The following is a 15,707-nucleotide window of genomic DNA, read 5'->3' on the forward strand; positions in this document are numbered from 1 at the left end:
AGGATGGAGGCGGTGCTGACGGAAGAGGCGCTGGCGGCGTGGGGCCGCCGCATCGGCGCGGAGGCGCGCACGCCGCTGGTGATCGCCCTGCGCGGCGACCTGGGCGCGGGCAAGAGCACGCTGGCCCGCGCGGTGGCCCACGGGGCCGGCGTCGTTGGGGACGTGCCCTCGCCCACGTTCAACCTGGTCTTTCGCTACGACACGCCGCGCGGCGTGCAGGTGCACCACCTGGACCTCTACCGCCTGGAGCGGCCCGACGAGGTGTGGGAGCTGGGGTGGGGGGAGCTGGGCGGGGCGGACGACCTGGTGATGATCGAGTGGCCGGAGCGCGCCGAGGCGCTGCTGCCGTCGCCGCGCTGGGAGGTGCGGATCGAGGACGAGGGCGACCCGGACACCCGCCGCGTCCTCGCGCTTGCCGTGGGCGATGCATCGCCGCTCCCCGCGATGGACGGAGGCGCGGCGTGAAGGGGCGCGGGCGCGAGGCGGTGCTGGCCGTCGACAGCTCCACGCGCGCGGCGTACGTGGCGCTGGAGGTGGACCGCTGCCTGGCCGCGGAAGAGACGGTCACCGCGCACGCCAACGCCTCGTCCGCGCTGCTGCCGGCGGTGGACCGGGCGGTGCGCGCAGCCGGGCTGGCGCCGGCGGAGCTATCCGCCATCGTGGTGGGCGGCGGGCCGGGGTCGTTCACCGGGCTGCGCATCGCGGCGGCGACGGCCAAGGGGATGGTGCGGGCGCTGGGGATCCGGCTGTACGCGTATTCCGGACTGCTGGCCGCCGCGGCCGCGCACCGGGACGGCGAGGTGCCCGTGTGCGCGCTGTTCGACGCGCGCAACCGCGAGGTCTTTGCCGGGTGCTGGCGCTTCGGGGCGGGGGTGGAGGAGGTGCTGGGGGTGGAGGCGCTCTCGATCGACGCGCTGGCGGAGCGGCTGCGCGGGCTGCCGGTGCGCTTCGTGGGCGAGGGCGCCGCGCTGCACCGCGCCCTGCTGGCGGACGCGTTCGGCGCGGACGCGGTGGTGGGGGAGGAGCGCTCCCCCGCGGCGGGGCTGCTGTGGCTGGCGCGCGTGGCGCCCGACGCGGGGCGGGTGGAGGACCCCGCCGCGTGGGAGCCGGACTACGTGCGCGCGGCGGGGGTGGAGCGCATCGCCGCGGCGCGAGGGGCCGGCTGATGGCCTCCACCGCCGAGACGGTGGCCGGGGTGGCGCCCGCGCCGCGGGTGCGCATTCGCCCGCTGCGCGAGGCGGACCTGACGCGCGTGCTGGAGATCGAGCGCGAGTGCTTCAGCACGCCGTGGAAGGAGGTCACCTTTCGCGGGCTGATGAAGCGCTCCGACACCGACCTGCTGGTGGCGGAGCTGCCGGACGGCCGCCTGGCGGGCTACGCGGCGTGCTGGACAGTGATCGACCAGTCGGAACTGGGGAACGTGGCGGTGTCGCCTTCGGCGCGCGGTGCGGGGATCGGCGGGGCGCTGGTGGACGCGGTGGTGGAGCGGGTGCAGGGGCGCGGCGCCCACGAGTGCTACCTGGAGGTGCGGGAGTCGAACCAGGAGGCTCAGTCCCTTTACCGCCAGCGTGGCTTCATAGTGGTCGGGCGGCGGCCCCGGTACTACTCGCTTCCCACGGAGGACGCGCTCGTGATGCGTCTCCGCGTAGGAGATTTTTCTTGACAGGCAGTCCGGCTCCCGGTAAGATAGGCCGTCCCGCCGTCTACTCTGTTCACTTGGGGGAATGAAGGAGGAGCTGTGTCTCGCAGCTTGAACAAGGCGATCCTGATCGGCAACCTGGGGCAGGACCCGGAGATCCGCACCACCGGCAGCGGCCAGCGCGTGGGCCAGTTTTCGCTGGCCACCACCCGCACCTGGAACGACCAGAGCGGGCAGAAACAGGAAAAGACGGAGTGGCACCGCATCGTGGTGTGGGGCCGTCTGGTGGACGTGGTGGAGCGGTACGTAAAGAAGGGCGACCGCCTGTACGTGGAGGGCGAGATCCAGTACCGGCAGTACGAGGACAAGGAGGGCGTCACCAAGTACACCACCGAGATCAATCTCAAGGAGATGATCATGCTGGGCGGCGGCCGCGAGGGCGGTGGCGGCGGCGGCGGTGACTACGGCGGCGGTGGCGGTGGCGGCGGCTACGGCGGTGGCGGGGGTGGGGGAGGCGGATACGGAGGTGGCGGTGGCGGCCGCGGTGGTGGTGGCGGCGGATCGTACGGCGGGGGCGGGGGCGGCGGCCAGCGTGGCGGCGGGAGTGGGGCCGGCGGTGGCGCAGGTGGAGGGCGTGCCGGCGGCGGCGCGGGTGGCGGCGGCAACTACGACGACTTCCAGGCCCCGCCCTTCGAGGACGACGACGACCTGCCGTTCTGACGGGGCGTTCAGGGCAGTCCGCGTAGTTGTCCCTGACAGGCGCTGAGCGGCTTTTGGAGGGAAGTGGGCAGTCTGCCTGCTTCCCTCCGGAACGTTGCGCAGAGATCGCTCAACGCTTGCTCCTTTGGAGCCTCGACGTTGCCCGGTGTCGCCGTGCCACATACCGATCATTCTCTTATCCGCAGCCAGGCTCACGCGCTCGCGGCGGATGACGCATGCGCGGCGATCCCGCCGATTCACGTCCGGATCAGCGACATCGACGCGACCGCCCTCAACGCCTTTGCGCGTACGTGGGAAGGACGGCATCCATCCGGGTACGGGGGCTTCGACTGGACATACCTGTGGCACCGGCTCTGCCGCCGGGAACCCCGCAGTTTCCACTGCGCGCTCTGGCATGGGTCCATGCTCTGCGGCCTGGCGATCGGCACTGTACCGCGCGGGCACAGCCATCTTACGATTCGCTACATGGAGGGACGCCCTCAGGGTCATCCTCTGCAGGGGCACGTTGCGCGGATCGTGATGGCGGCGGCAGAGTATTACGCGTCAGGCCTGGATCTTCCGCAGGTCCGGATCGAAAACCCGGCACCCGGGCTTGAGGCCTGGTACAGGGAGCTTGGCTTTACGCTTGCGTTCCGGCAGGGCGCAGTTCGATATTTGGCGATGGACCTCCCGAAACTCCGGGGCTAGCATGATCATCGAATCAACCCAGTCTGCCGGTGCGATGCGCGATGCGCGAGAGGATGCCCTGAGTCGCATGCTCGCGGCCAGGGATCGCGTCCACAGGTGGTTTTCACGCAAGGCGATGGCAGACGTTGATCCCGATGCGCCAGAGGTGATTGGCGTGCGGGGTGATTCTGTTCCCGGCGGATCTCGCGACGTGCGCTAGGTTAGCGTTTCGGATGCGAATACGCTTCGGGGCGGCTCTGGATGGAGAGCCGCCCCGAATTGCGTTTTGTGACGAGCCGGTCGAGCCAGGTGCTGACGCCTACGGCTTCAGACGGACGTCGATCCACTCTTCCTTGTCGGCGGGGTCGTAGCTGTAGCTGAGCTCCAGGACGTCGCCGCGGCGGACGTCCATGGGCTCGACGAAGAAGTAGATGGGGACCAGCCAGTGGTTGTCCGCGTCCGACTGCCACGCGTCGGTGGAGTGGCTGACGCCGGGGCTCAGGCGCAGGTCGAAGTGGATGGCCACGCCGCTCAGGACCCCGTTCCTGAGCACGGGCACGTCCGCCGTGCCGCGGACGGCGGCGTCGCTGACGGAGGTGAGGTCGATGTCGGCCAGCGGGGCGGCGTCGGCGAGGGACTGCCAGTCCACCACCTTGCGGCAGTCCAGCCAGTGCGTGAGCAGCGCGTTGCGGTCCACCCCGCCCAGCGGGGTAAAGTCCAGCCCGTACCACTCGCGCCAGGTCTCCAGCCGGTCGGGGGTGAACAGGAACTGGCTCCTGTCCTTGGGCGGGACGGTGATGGGCGTGCCGAAGACGCGCACGGAGCCGGGGACCACGCGCGCGTCCGGCTTCAGAAACCGGCCGCGGGCGTCCACCACGATCTCCATCACCTCTTCGGAGAGCGGGCTGTTGCCGAAGGTCTCCGTGACCAGCACGTCGGCGCGCTCGGGAAGGTCGATGTCGGTGGAGTAGCCCTCCACCAGCTCGATGCGGTCCGCCAGGCCGTTGGCGGCGAACAGCTTGCGCGCGATGGGACCCACGGGGCCGGCTTCGATGGCGTACACCTTCCGCGCGCCGGCGCGGGCCGCGGCCATGGCCAGGATGCCGGTGCCGGTGCCCAGGTCCACCACCACGTCGCCGGGGCGCACGACCTCGGCGATGGCGGAGATGAACCGCTGGGTGCGGGGCTGGTCGTTCAGCATCCGCGTGTGCAGCTGCACCACGGTTGCGTCCAGGGTGGTCACGTGGGCCGGTCCGCGTTCCAGGAGATGAAGATTGCCGCCGCGAGCCGTTGCCGCCGCCGCCGGGGGGCGGCATCTTGCCGCGGAGCCGAACCTACGGGCCAGACCAGGGTGCAACAAGTGCGCGAGAAGACCACGGCGGTGATGCGGCGGGTGCCGGACGCGTACGCGCCCTTCTACCAGGCGCACGGCATCTCCATCGACCTCGGGCGGGCGCGGGCGCAGCACGCGGCGTACGCGGACGCGCTGCGAGCGGCGGGGGTGGCGGTGCACCTGCTGGACGCGGACGAGGCGTGGGCCGACTGCGTGTTCGTGGAGGACCCCGCCGTCGTGGTGCCGCCCCGCGCGCTCATCGGCCGGCTGGCGCCGCACCGCGCGGGCGAGCCGGCGCCCGTGGAGGCGGCGCTGCGGCAGTGGCACCAGACGGTGCCGCTCCCCGCGGGCGCCACGCTGGAGGGCGGGGACGTGCTGCACGTGGAGGACACGACCTTCGTCGGCGTGACGGCGCGGACGAACGAGGCGGGCGTGGAGGCGCTGCGGGCATTCCTGCGGCCGGCGGGGCGGCGCGTCGTCCCCATCCCCGTCGACCGCTACCTGCACCTGAAGACGGCGGTCACCTACCTGGGGAACGGGACGCTGGCCGCGCTCCGCGACTGCCCGGGGCTGGACCTGTTTCCTGTGGATGAGGTGATCTTCGCGGAAGAAGGGGAGCCGGTGGCCGCCAACTGCCTGCGCGTGAACGACCACCTGCTGGTCGCGGCGGGAAATCCGCGCACCGAGGCCCGCCTGCGCGCCTTCGGCGAGCGGCACGGCGTGACGGTGGTGCCGCTGCAGATCTCCGAGTTCGAGAAGGGCGACGGCTCGCTCACCTGCCTGTCACTGCTCTGGTAGAGGTCATCCGCCGGATTGCCGCGCCGCATCCGTCGGTCTACAATCTTCCGCATCCACCGAAGCACGGGTTCCCGGCCGAACCCGTCTCCCCCGCACGTGTCATCCCGATGAGCAATCCCGTCCGCACCCGTCCGTCATCCTCCACCCGATGCGCCGCACCTGGTATGCGCCGGGCGCTCGGCGTGTCGCTGGTCGCCATCCACGCCCTGGTGGAGGGCGCGGATGCGCAGCCGCGGGGGCCGCTGCGCGGGCTGGAGGGGTACGTGGAGCAGGGGATGCGCGACTGGGGCGTGCCGGGGCTGGCGCTCGCGGTGGTGAAGGACGATTCGGTGGTGTTCGCGCGCGGGTTCGGGACGCGGACGCTGGGGCGCAGCGAGCCGGTGGACGAGCACACCTCGTTCGCCATCGCGTCCACCACCAAGGCGTTCACGGCCACGGCCATCGCCATGCTGGTGGACGACGGAAAGGTGCGCTGGGACGATCCCGTGTCGCTGCACGTTCCCGCGTTCCAGCTGGCGGACCCCAGCCTGTCCGGCGAGCTGACCGTGCGCGACCTGCTGACGCACCGCACCGGGCTGCCCAACTCGGACTTCCTGTGGTACGCGTCGGGAAGCAGCACGGAAGAGATCCTGCGGCGCATGCGCTTTCTGCGGCCGTTCGCCGCGCCGCGGTCGCGCTACCAGTACAACAACAACGCGTACATGGTGGCGGGGCAGGTGGTGCAGTCGGCGTCGGGGATGCCGTGGGGCGAGTTCGTGCGGCGGCGCATCCTGGAGCCGCTGGGGATGCGGGAGACGCTGACGGGATTCGCGGGGCTGGACGCGCGTGGCAACGTGGCCACGCCGCACCTGAAGGTGGACGGCGCCGTTCGCCCCATCGCCTACCGCGACTTCGACAACATCGGCCCGGCGGGGGCCATGAACTCGTCCGTGCACGACGTGGCGCGGTGGATCCGCTTTCAGCTGGCGGGCGGGGAGGCGGACGGCGAGCGGCTGGTGACCCCGGTGCAGCACCGAGAGATGCTGACGCCGCAGTTCATCATCCCCCGTGACCAGTACTACCCGGCGGCGCGGCTGGCCAACCCGCACTTCACGGCGTACGGGCTCGGCTGGTTCATGCAGGACTACCGCGGGCGCCAGCTGGCGATGCACACGGGGAGCATCGACGGGATGACGGCGCTGGTGGCGATGGTGCCCGAGGAGCGGCTGGGGCTGGTTGTGCTCATCAACCTGGACCACGCGGAGCTTCGGCACGCGCTGATGTACCGCATCATCGACGCGTACCTGGGCGGCCCGCCGCGCGACTGGAGCGCGGAGCTGCGGCCGCTGTACCAGGCGATGGAGGCGCGCGGGGAGGCGGCGCGGCGCGAGCGCGAGTCACGGCGCGTGGAGGGCACGAGGCCCTCGCTGGCGCTGGACGCGTACGCCGGCACCTACGCGGACCCGGACAGCCTCGTCGGACGCCTGACGGTGTCGGTGCGGGACGGGCGCCTGGTCGCCAGTATGGCGGGCGGCGCAATCGCGGGGGAGCTGGAGCACTGGCACTACGACGTGTTCCGCGCCCGCTGGGCCGACGTGTCGCTGGGGACGAGCTTTCTGACCTTCAGCATCGATCCCGAAGGCCGGGTGGGATGGGTGCGGAGCGACGGGCAGGAGCTGGCGCGCGAGCCGGAGCCGGAGGCCGCAGGGGCGCGGTAAGGGGGTGCGGATGGGGTTCGCGGTCGGCGGACTCGGCGGCGGAGGCCTGCAATGGCGAATAAATTCGCTGCAACAACCACACGAAGTCTGCCTTCGCAGACTGGCGGCTCTTCGGTATGGGCAAGTATCTGCCGCGTGGTTGGCGAAGGGGAAGCGCCATGTCGTAGACCGTCCTGAGCGGGGGTCGAATTCTCCCCTTTCTCTCGCTCCGCGGGGGAGAGGGGGCCAGGTCGGGCGCCAGTTCGATCCACGTCGCCGAACCGCTGAACTGGCGGCAATCTTCTCACGGGCGAACGTCGGATGCGCGCCTTCCCGGCGCGGTGGAGATTTACGAAAGCATTACATCCGCCGCTGGCACGATGCGGGCATGAATGATTAACCTGAATGGGGCGATGATGAACGTCATCGCCCCATTCATGATCCCTCCCTGACCTCCCCACGGATGAGCCTGCCCCGCCGCTCGTCTCGCCTGGCCCCCGGCTCCGCCTTTCTGATCGGGCTCCTGCTGCTGATGCTGGGGCTTTTCGCCGTGCTGGGATACCAGGCGCTCGACGCCGCCCGCGCGGAGGCACGCTCCACCGACCGCACGCTGCGGGCGTACGCGGATGTGGCGCGGGAGGAGCTCTCACGCCGCGGCGACGAGGTGCTGGCGGACTGGCTGGTCGATGCCGCGGTACAGGCGGGCCGGGCGCTGGCGGCGGCGGAGGCGCGGGGGGATGATGCCCGCGCCCTGGCGGACTATGCCGCGGGCGCGCGCGCCGCGCTGGCGGCGTGCCGCTGTGCGGACGCGGTGACGGCGGTGTTCCGCGTGGACCCGGTGCAGGGCGGCCACCGCGTTTCCGGAGAGGGACTGACGCCTGCCCTGCGCGCGCGGCTGGAGCGGGGCGCCTGGCTGCCGATGGTGGGCCCGCCGCCGGCGCGCATCCGCAACGCCGACACGGTGATGATCACGCCGGCGGGCGGCGCGGCCTCGCGCGAGATCCTGGTGTTCCAGACCCGCGCCGTGCAGGGCGGCCGGGTGCGGGGGTACGGGATGGTGGTGGACGGATGGCGGGTGGCCGCGCCGGCGGTGCGCGAGGTGCTGAACGGGTCTCCCCTCCTGTCGAACACGGTACGGAGGGGGCTCGACAACCGGCAGACGGTCGCGGTGGTGGTCACGGCGCCCGCGGGGGAGGAGCTGTACCGCTTTCCGGCGGCCGCCAGCCGCGACGCGGCCTGGGTGGACGCCAAGGTGGGCTCCATCGGCCCCGAGGCCATGCCGCGCGGCGCGGTGTCGGGCGGGCTGGGCGGGCTGCTGGTTCCACTGAACGCGCGCGTCTCCGTTCGGCCGGAGCTGGCGGCGGAGCGGGTGGGGGAAGGAATGCCGGAGTCGCGGCAGCCGCTGCTGCTGGTGGTGTTCGGCCTGGCGCTGGCGCTGTTCTGCGTGGCGGTGGTGCAGCTGCGGCGGCAGCAGGAGCTGGTGCGGCTGCGCGACGACTTCGTCAGCGGCGTGTCGCACGAGCTGCGCACGCCGCTGGCGCAGATCCGCCTGTTCGCCGACCTGCTTGAGTCCGGCCGCCTGGGCGACTCCGGCCAGCGCGCGCGCTCGGTGCGCATCATCAACGAAGAATCGCGCCGGCTGACGTACCTGGTGGAGAACATCCTCCACTTCTCGCGCGGCCAGCGCGACGCCAGCCGCCTTTCGCCCCAGCCGGTGGAGGTGGGGGCGCTGGTGACGGAGGTGGTGGACGCGTTCGCGCCGCTGGCCCGCGACGTGGAGTTCGCCACCCGCGTGGAGCCGGGGGTGGTGGCCCGCGTGGACCGCGACGCGCTCCGGCAGGTGCTGCTGAACCTGCTGGACAACGCGGCCAAGTACGGCCCGCGCGGCCAGACGGTGCAGGTGGGGATGGCGGTGGTGGGCTTTGCCGTCCGCATCTGGGTGCGCGATTCCGGCCCCGGCGTGCCGCCGGAGGACCGCGTGCGCATCTCGCAGGCGTACCGCCGCCTGGACCGCGAGGCGGACGCGGCGGTGGGCGGCAGCGGGATCGGCTTGGCGGTGGTCAGGGACCTGGTGGATCTGCACGGGGGCCGCGCCTGGGTGGAGGATGCGCCCGGCGGCGGCGCCCGCTTCGTGGTGGAGCTGCCCGGCGCCACGTACGCCGGGCCGCCGGGGGAGGAAGACGTGGTGCCGGCCGCCGCGCCGGTGGAAGCGGGGGCGCGATGAGCCGCATCCTGGTGGTGGAGGACAACGCCAACCTCGCCTTCGGGCTGATGACCAGCCTGGAGCTGGAGGGGCACGAGGTGGTGCTGGCGGAGGACGGCGCCGCGGGGCTGCGCGCCGCGCTGGAATCCCGGCCGGACCTGCTGATCCTGGACCTGATGCTGCCGGGGATGGACGGCTACCGCGTCCTCAAGGCGCTGCGCGAGGCGGGCGCCGCGGTGCCGGTGCTGATCCTGACGGCGCGCGGGGAGGAGGCGGACAAGGTGCTGGGCTTTCGCCTGGGCGCGGACGACTACGTCACCAAGCCGTTCGGCCTGCTGGAGCTGCTGGCGCGCGTGGGCGCGCTGCTGCGGCGCGGCGGCGGGGGCGCGGCGTCGGCGGCGGCGCCGGCGGTGGAGCGCTTTGGCGAGGTGGAGGTGGACCCCGGCTCGCGGATGGTGCGGCGGCGGGGCGAGGAGGTGGCGCTGACGCCCAAGGAGTTCGACCTGCTGTGGGCGCTGCTGCGGCGGCGGGGCGGGGTGGCGGCGCGGCTGGAGCTGCTGGCGGAGGTGTGGGGCCATCGCGCGGCGGTGATGACGCGCACGGTGGACATGCACGTGGCCCAGCTGCGCCGCAAGCTGGAGGAGGACCCCGCCGAGCCGCGGCACATCGTGACGGTGTGGAAGGCGGGGTACCGGCTGGCGCCGTGACGCGGTGAACGGGTGTGAGGGTGTGAGGGTGTGAGGGTGTGAGGGTGTGAGGCATGGGAGCGGAATCTGCTGATTTGGCGGGCTTTTTTCTTGACGTGGAAAGGTGGATGCATTAAATTCGTTTCAGCTCATCCACCATGCTTGTGGAAGGAGTTACGAGGCCGCTGCCCACCGGGTAGCGGCCTCAGCGTTTTCCTCCCCCCGCCCTCGACCAGTCCCGGTACTCGCGCTCCAGCTTCCGGCGCCGGTGTTCCCGTTCTACCGGAAACGCCGTCCAGAGCAGCACGCACTCCCCCCCTCTCCAAAGCCTTACAAACGCATTACGCCGGCTTCACACCCGGGCGTTCGCTGGCCGCTAGCATGGACGTGAGACAACTCACGTCCATTCGCGGAGGGAACGCACATGGGGCTGTTTACACGCAAGAGCATGGCGCGGCTGCAGGAGGAGGCGGGCGCCACCACGCTGCACCGCGTGCTGGGGCCGGTAAACCTGACCACCCTGGGCATCGGCTCGGTCATCGGCACGGGGATCTTCGTGCTGACGGGGACGGCGGCGTCGCAGCACGCGGGGCCGGCGCTCGTCATCTCCATGCTGATCGCGGCGCTGGCGTGCGCGCTGGCGGGGCTGTGCTACGCGGAGCTGGCCTCCATGATTCCGGTCGCGGGGAGCGCGTACACGTACGCCTACGCCACCGCGGGCGAGATCTTCGCCTGGATCATCGGGTGGGACCTGATCCTGGAGTACGCGCTGAGCACGGCGACGGTGGCGGTGGGATGGTCGGGGTACTTCGTCAGCTTCATGGCGGACCTGGGGATCCGCATCCCCGCGCGGCTGGCGGCGTCGCCGGAGCTGGTAGTGCAGGCGGCGGACGGCACGATGGTGCGCGGCATCTTCAACCTTCCCGCCGCTGTCATCGTGCTGCTGGTCGCGGCGCTGCTCACGGTCGGCATCCGCGAATCGGCCAACACCAACACGGCGCTCGTGGTGCTGAAAGTGGCGGTGCTGCTGGTGTTCATCGTCGCCGGGTTTTCGTACGTCAACCGCGACAACCTGACGCCCTTCATCCCCCCAAACACGGGCGAGTTCGGCGCGTTCGGGTGGAGCGGGGTGCTGCGCGGCGCGGCCATCATGTTCTTTGCCTACGTGGGCTTCGACGCGGTGTCCACGGCGGCGCAGGAGGCAAAGAATCCGCAGCGCGACCTGCCCATCGGCATCCTGGGGTCGCTGCTCATCTGCACGGTGATCTACGTGATGGTGGCCACGGTGCTGATCGGCATCGTCCCCTATTCGCGGCTGAACGTGCCGGACCCGCTGGCGGTGGGGATCGATGCCACGGGGCTGACGTGGCTGAGCCCGGTGGTGAAGGTGAGCGCGCTGTTCGGCCTGTTCAGCACCATGCTGGTGACGCTGCTGGGGCAGACGCGCATCTTCTTTTCCATGAGCCGCGACGGGCTGCTGCCCGAGGTGTTCGGGCGGGTGCATCCGCGCCTGCGCACGCCGCACCTGAGCACGGCCATCACCGGGGTGATCGTGGCGGTCGCGGCGGGGCTGCTGCCTATCAGCATCCTGAGCCAGCTGGTGAGCATGGGAACGCTGCTGGCGTTCGTGCTGGTTTCCATCGGCGTGCTGGTGCTGCGGCGCGCGCGTCCGGACCTGCCGCGCCCCTTCCGCACCCCGTGGACGCCGTGGGTGCCCATCCTGGCCGCCGCGACGTGCCTGCTGCAGATGGCGGTGCTCCCCGCGGCTACCTGGATCCGGCTGATGGTGTGGCTGGCACTCGGCTTTCTGATCTACTTTCTCTACGGCGCCCGCCGCGCGCGCTTGGTGCGCGAGGGCGCGGTGGTACCCGAGGCGGCGCGGACGGCGGTGGTGCCGTAGAGATTTCGATCGCGCCGGGACGGCTTGCGCACGGAGTGGACGGCAGTTGCAATATTGTATACGCTGTTCACTTGCCGCGTGATCGTCCCGGTGGTGTATGGAGCTTTCGGTTCTCACCCTGCGCGTGGTGCTGCTGTTCTTTCCGGGTGTGCTGTGCGCGCTCATCGTGCACGCGCTCACCATTCAGCGCGAGCGCACCACGCCGCAGTTCCTGACCAGCGCCTTCGTCTACGGCGTCTCCACGTACCTGCTGCTGGCGAGCTTTCGTGAGGCGTATAAGGAGTCGGTGATCATTGAGGAAGCATAGAGGAGGCGACATGGACGAGCCCGTTCCGCCGTTTGTGCCCGCAAAGTACAGCAAGGGCGGACGCAATCCCGGCCCCAGGACGCCGCGGCCCGCCGCGCCGCCGCCGCCTTCCGGGCTTCCTGGCTGGGTCCGGTACGCTCCCGAGATCCCGGAACCGACCGCGCACCCGCCGGAGCGGAGTACGCCGTAACGCATCGGCTGGATGAGGAAATGCCGCCCCCGCTGGCTCGCGGGGGCGGCATCGTCGTATCGCGCATCGGCCGGGGCTGCGTCAGCCGGCGGAGGGGGCGCGGTACTGGGGGTCGTTGTACATCTTGAACTGGCGGTAGACCTTGGGGACCACGCGGCCGCTGGCGATGTCGGCCAGCAGCGTGGCCAACTCCTCGGCCAGGTCGTCGCGCTGGGTGCGCAGAACGGAGGCGCGGTCCAAGCAGCGCGTGCGGAACTCCGGGGCGGCGTCGGCGCGGTCGGCCTGCTCCTGCATGTGGTAGATCTTCAGCTCCACGATGCTCAGCTTGTCGGCCAGCGAGCCGACGGTCTCAGCCACCGGCCCCTCCGCCGCGCGCGTCGCGCACCGTCTGCATCACCGCCTCGTCGATGCGCTCGATGAGGTCGTTGCGCTGCTGGTTCAGCTTGTCGACCGCGCGCTTGGCGGCGGCCACCTGGTGGTCGTCGTCGGTGCGCGCCTTGTCCTCCTCATGCCACAGCTCGACGTTGGTCTGGGCCAGGCGCGCGATTAGGGTGCCGATGCTCTCGTTCATCTCGCAGTCTTCAAATCCCGGGTCCGTGTAACGGGCGCGAATGTACGCGCCGCGCGGGCCCGCCGCCATCCCGCGCCGTTTGCCGCGCCCGCCCGTCGGCGGCTATCTTCGCGCCCGTTCCGCCCGCCTGCCGGGCACGCGCGCCACCGCCGCACCGCAATGCCGTTGTCTGCTGTTCCGCCGCCGTCCGTCCCGCTTCGGCCGTCCGCGCACGTCCTGATCGTGATGATGAGCGCCGTGGGTGACGCCGTCCACGTGCTTCCGGTGGTCACCGCGCTCAAGCGGCACGATCCCGCCATCCGCATCACCTGGATCCTGCAGGGCGGGCCGGCGTCGCTGGTGCGCGGGCACCCGGACGTGGACGAGATCATCCTGTTCGATCGGAAGGGCGGGTGGCGCGCGTTCGCGGACCTGCGCGGCAAGCTGGGCGGGCGGCGCTTCGACGTCGTCCTCGATCTGCAGGTGTACTTCAAGGCGAGCATCGTCACGGCGCTGGCAAGTGCGCCGGTCAAGCTGGGCTTCGACCGGGCGCGGGCGCGGGACTGGAACTGGCTGGTGACCAATCGAAAGATCCCCCGCCGCGCGCCCCGGCACGTGCAGGACCAGTACTTCGAGTTCCTGGACGTGCTCGGCGTTCCATCCGAGCCGGTGGAGTGGAGGCTGGGGCCGTATCCGCACGAGCTGGACGCCCAGCGCGCCTTCTTCGCCGGGTTGCGGCGGCCGGCGGTGTGCCTGGTGATCGGCAGCACGCATGTGGAAAAGGAGTGGCTGCCGGAGCGCTGGGCCGCCGTGTCCGACGCGCTGTGGGAGCGGTACGGGCTGCAGCCGGTGATCGTCGGCGGACGGTCGGCGCGGGAGGTGGAGACGGAGCGCGAGATCCTGGCGCGCGCGAAGCATCCCATCATCAGCACCCTGGGCGTGCCGTTCCGCGAGCTGGTCGGCATCCTGGCCGGCGCCGCGCTCACCCTCTCGCTGGATACGGGGCCGATGCACATCTCCGTCGCGCTGGGCACGCCCACCATCGCGCTGATGGGCTACATCAACCCCAAGCGCACCGGGCCGTACCGCCGCTTTCACGACCTGCTGATCGATGCGTACGGCGACCCGGGAGAGGACTATCCCATCTCCATCCAGAAGCGCCCCGGCCGCACGCGCCGCATCGCCGTGGAGCAGGTGATGGAAAAGGTCGACCTGTGGGACCGGGCGTACCGCCGATGAGCATTCCCCTGGACCGCGTGGCGGTGGTGATGATGAGCACCGTGGGGAACGCGGTGCACACGCTGCCCGTCGTCAACTCCATCAAGGCGCACCGGCCGGACGCGCGGATCACCTGGATCATGCAGCCCGGCTCGGCGGCGCTGGTGCAGGGGCATCCGGCCGTGGACGAGGTGGTGGTCGTCGCCCGCAAGCAGGGGATGGCGGGCTTCGCGGGGCTGCGGCGGGAGCTGGCGGGGCGGCGCTTCGACGTGGCGCTGAACCTCCAGGCGTACTTCAAGGCCGGCGTCGCCACCCGGCTGACGGGGGCGCCGATCCGCGTTGGCTACGACCGGGCGCGGGCGCGCGACCTGACCTGGATGTTCAGCACGCACCGGCTGCCGGCGCGCCCGCGCGGCCACGTGCAGGACGAGTTCCTGGAGTTCCTGGACTTCCTGGGCGTCCCCGTCCGCCTGGAGTGGGGGCTGGAGCCCACGGCGGAGGAGGGCGGCCGCTACGCGCCGCTGCTGCCGGACGCGCCCGGGCCGACGGTCGCGATGGTGGTGGGGACCACCAAGCCGGAAAAGGAGTGGCCGGCGGAGCGCTACGCCGCGCTGGCGGACCGCATCGCGGCGGAGCTGGGCGGGCGCACGGTGCTGGTGGGCGGGCGCTCGCCGCGCGAGGAGGCCGCGGCGGCGGCGATCAGGTCAGCCGCGTCGCACCCGCCGCTGGACCTGCGTGAGTGGGACCTGCGGCGGCTCGCCTATCTGCTCAGCCGCTCGGACGTGCTGGTGAGCCCGGACACCGGTCCGCTGCACATGGGTGTCGCGCTCGGCACGCCGACGGTGTCGCTGATGGGGCACACGAACCCGAAGCGATACGGGCCGTACCGGCGCTACCAGGAATTGCTGGTGGATGCGTTCGGCGATCCGGGCGAGGACTACGGGGTGTCGGCGCCCAACCGGGCGGGGCGGATGGAGCGCATCACCGTGGAGCAGGTGATGGAGAAGGTGGAGCTGGCGCTGCGGCGCTACCGCAATTCCAGCCCGGACGGCCAGCCGTCGCCGTAGCCGTCCCTGAGCGCGGCCCACCCCTCCGCGCCGATCTCCGCCTTGAGCTTCTTGGCGGAGCGGGCCAGGCGGCGCAGGTCCGTGGCGCGGCGGGCGCGGGGGACGATGCCGGCGTGCACGCGCGCCTTGTCGAAGTCCAGCAGCCACACCTCCGGCGTGCCGTCCGCATCCACCACCAGCAGGTTGCGCAGGTGCACGTCGGGGTGGGCCACGCCGGACTGGTGCATGGCCGCCATCTGCCGCCCCGCCTCGCGCAGCATCTCCATCCGCCGCCCCGCCGGCTCCGCGTCCAGCCACGCCGCCGCGTCGCGCGCGCCGGGGATGAGCAGCGTGGCCAGCATGGCCGTGTATCCCACCGTGCGCGGCCGCTCGATCGCTGCGACGATGCGGGCCGTGCGCACGCCGCCGGTGCGGGCGCGCTCCGTGGCGCGCAGCTCGTCGAACGCGCGGTTGCCACCGAAGTAGCGTGACGAGTTGATGCGCTGCACCAGCCCGCCGCGGTGGTAGCGCCGCACCACGGCCTTTTCGCCCGTGGGCAGCACCACGACGGGATGCGCCTCGCGCCCCCCGCCGAGGGTCTCGACGGCGGGGAGCGTCCTGTACTCCACCAGCAGGCGCGCGGCGTCTTCGTAGCCCTGCCGCACCAGCATGCGCGCCCCCTCGTGCTCCAGGGGGACGAAGTCAGCCAGTGCGTGCTGGCCCGCGTAGGTCTTCCAGTCCATGGGGCTGCAAGGTGCGGGATGCGGGGCGGGGT

The 15,707-nt window shown here is 71.5% G+C and carries 17 protein-coding genes; 13 read left to right on the forward strand and 4 right to left on the reverse strand.

What is annotated here, in order from left to right; genetic code table 11:
• Window positions 1–3 precede the first annotated feature (3 nt).
• The 5 genes from tsaE (at window position 4) to VGC13_RS32855 (ending at window position 3,245) form a co-directional block, all read left to right on the forward strand.
• Window positions 4–465 carry a tRNA (adenosine(37)-N6)-threonylcarbamoyltransferase complex ATPase subunit type 1 TsaE gene (gene tsaE / locus VGC13_RS32835; RefSeq protein ID WP_331129590.1) on the forward strand — a complete coding sequence of 154 codons (462 nt, stop codon included), beginning with the start codon at window positions 4–6 and terminating at the stop codon, window positions 463–465.
• Window positions 462–1,166, forward strand: coding sequence for a tRNA (adenosine(37)-N6)-threonylcarbamoyltransferase complex dimerization subunit type 1 TsaB (gene tsaB / locus VGC13_RS32840; RefSeq protein ID WP_331129591.1), 705 nt, complete (start codon window positions 462–464; stop codon window positions 1,164–1,166). Before tsaE ends, tsaB begins: the two co-directional genes overlap by 4 nt.
• The gene (rimI, locus tag VGC13_RS32845) at window positions 1,166–1,663 is read left to right on the forward strand and encodes a ribosomal protein S18-alanine N-acetyltransferase (protein WP_331129592.1); all 498 of its coding nucleotides are present in this window, start codon (window positions 1,166–1,168) and stop codon (window positions 1,661–1,663) included. The genes tsaB and rimI overlap by 1 nt, the downstream gene beginning before the upstream one ends.
• A 75-nt stretch (window positions 1,664–1,738) precedes the next feature.
• On the forward strand, window positions 1,739–2,359 hold the full coding sequence (locus VGC13_RS32850; protein WP_331129593.1) for a single-stranded DNA-binding protein: 621 nt from the start codon (window positions 1,739–1,741) through the stop codon (window positions 2,357–2,359).
• Between the two features lie 688 nt (window positions 2,360–3,047).
• Window positions 3,048–3,245, forward strand: coding sequence for a hypothetical protein (locus tag VGC13_RS32855; protein ID WP_331129594.1), 198 nt, complete (start codon window positions 3,048–3,050; stop codon window positions 3,243–3,245).
• A 99-nt stretch (window positions 3,246–3,344) separates the two neighbouring features.
• Here VGC13_RS32855 and VGC13_RS32860 read toward each other — a convergent pair whose 3' ends face one another.
• Window positions 3,345–4,268, reverse strand: a complete 924-nt coding sequence (locus tag VGC13_RS32860) for a 50S ribosomal protein L11 methyltransferase (RefSeq protein ID WP_331129595.1) — start codon at window positions 4,266–4,268, stop codon at window positions 3,345–3,347.
• A gap of 117 nt (window positions 4,269–4,385) precedes the next feature.
• On the opposite strand from VGC13_RS32860, the gene VGC13_RS32865 reads away from it, so the two are divergent.
• The 6 genes from VGC13_RS32865 to VGC13_RS32890 all read left to right on the forward strand — a co-directional run bounded on the left by VGC13_RS32865 (window position 4,386) and on the right by VGC13_RS32890 (window position 11,928).
• A complete protein-coding gene (locus VGC13_RS32865; RefSeq protein ID WP_331129596.1) occupies window positions 4,386–5,156 on the forward strand; it encodes a dimethylarginine dimethylaminohydrolase family protein in 771 nt (256 codons plus the stop codon).
• A 164-nt stretch (window positions 5,157–5,320) separates the two neighbouring features.
• Window positions 5,321–6,853 (forward strand): serine hydrolase, encoded by a 1,533-nt coding sequence (locus VGC13_RS32870; RefSeq protein WP_331129597.1) that lies wholly within the window; start codon window positions 5,321–5,323, stop codon window positions 6,851–6,853.
• A 442-nt stretch (window positions 6,854–7,295) separates the two neighbouring features.
• Window positions 7,296–9,056, forward strand: a complete 1,761-nt coding sequence (locus tag VGC13_RS32875) for a HAMP domain-containing sensor histidine kinase (protein WP_331129598.1) — start codon at window positions 7,296–7,298, stop codon at window positions 9,054–9,056.
• Window positions 9,053–9,742 (forward strand): response regulator transcription factor, encoded by a 690-nt coding sequence (locus tag VGC13_RS32880; protein WP_331129599.1) that lies wholly within the window; start codon window positions 9,053–9,055, stop codon window positions 9,740–9,742. The genes VGC13_RS32875 and VGC13_RS32880 overlap by 4 nt, the downstream gene beginning before the upstream one ends.
• Before the next feature lie 403 nt (window positions 9,743–10,145).
• Window positions 10,146–11,621 carry an amino acid permease gene (locus VGC13_RS32885; RefSeq protein WP_331129600.1) on the forward strand — a complete coding sequence of 492 codons (1,476 nt, stop codon included), beginning with the start codon at window positions 10,146–10,148 and terminating at the stop codon, window positions 11,619–11,621.
• A gap of 97 nt (window positions 11,622–11,718) precedes the next feature.
• Window positions 11,719–11,928 carry a hypothetical protein gene (locus VGC13_RS32890; protein ID WP_331129601.1) on the forward strand — a complete coding sequence of 70 codons (210 nt, stop codon included), beginning with the start codon at window positions 11,719–11,721 and terminating at the stop codon, window positions 11,926–11,928.
• A gap of 271 nt (window positions 11,929–12,199) precedes the next feature.
• On the opposite strand, the gene VGC13_RS32895 is transcribed toward VGC13_RS32890, so the two are convergent.
• Window positions 12,200–12,475, reverse strand: coding sequence for a DUF4254 domain-containing protein (locus VGC13_RS32895; protein WP_331129602.1), 276 nt, complete (start codon window positions 12,473–12,475; stop codon window positions 12,200–12,202).
• Window positions 12,468–12,689, reverse strand: a complete 222-nt coding sequence (locus VGC13_RS32900) for a DUF4254 domain-containing protein (protein WP_331129603.1) — start codon at window positions 12,687–12,689, stop codon at window positions 12,468–12,470. The genes VGC13_RS32895 and VGC13_RS32900 overlap by 8 nt, the downstream gene beginning before the upstream one ends.
• Window positions 12,690–12,917: 228 nt before the next feature.
• Between VGC13_RS32900 and VGC13_RS32905 the strand changes: the two genes are divergently transcribed.
• Together VGC13_RS32905 and VGC13_RS32910 are read left to right on the forward strand one after the other, a co-directional pair.
• Window positions 12,918–13,907, forward strand: coding sequence for a glycosyltransferase family 9 protein (locus VGC13_RS32905; RefSeq protein ID WP_331129604.1), 990 nt, complete (start codon window positions 12,918–12,920; stop codon window positions 13,905–13,907).
• Entirely contained in the window at window positions 13,904–14,953 is a 1,050-nt protein-coding gene (locus VGC13_RS32910; RefSeq protein WP_331129605.1) for a glycosyltransferase family 9 protein, read from the forward strand. The genes VGC13_RS32905 and VGC13_RS32910 overlap by 4 nt, the downstream gene beginning before the upstream one ends.
• Here the strand turns inward: VGC13_RS32910 and VGC13_RS32915 are convergent.
• Entirely contained in the window at window positions 14,914–15,675 is a 762-nt protein-coding gene (locus VGC13_RS32915) for a lipopolysaccharide kinase InaA family protein (protein WP_331129606.1), read from the reverse strand. The two genes, VGC13_RS32910 and VGC13_RS32915, sit on opposite strands and share 40 nt — an antisense overlap.
• Between the last annotated feature and the right edge of the window lie 32 nt (window positions 15,676–15,707).

Origin of the sequence: Longimicrobium sp., from assembly GCF_036399255.1 — a bacterium.
GTDB lineage: Bacteria > Gemmatimonadota > Gemmatimonadetes > Longimicrobiales > Longimicrobiaceae > Longimicrobium.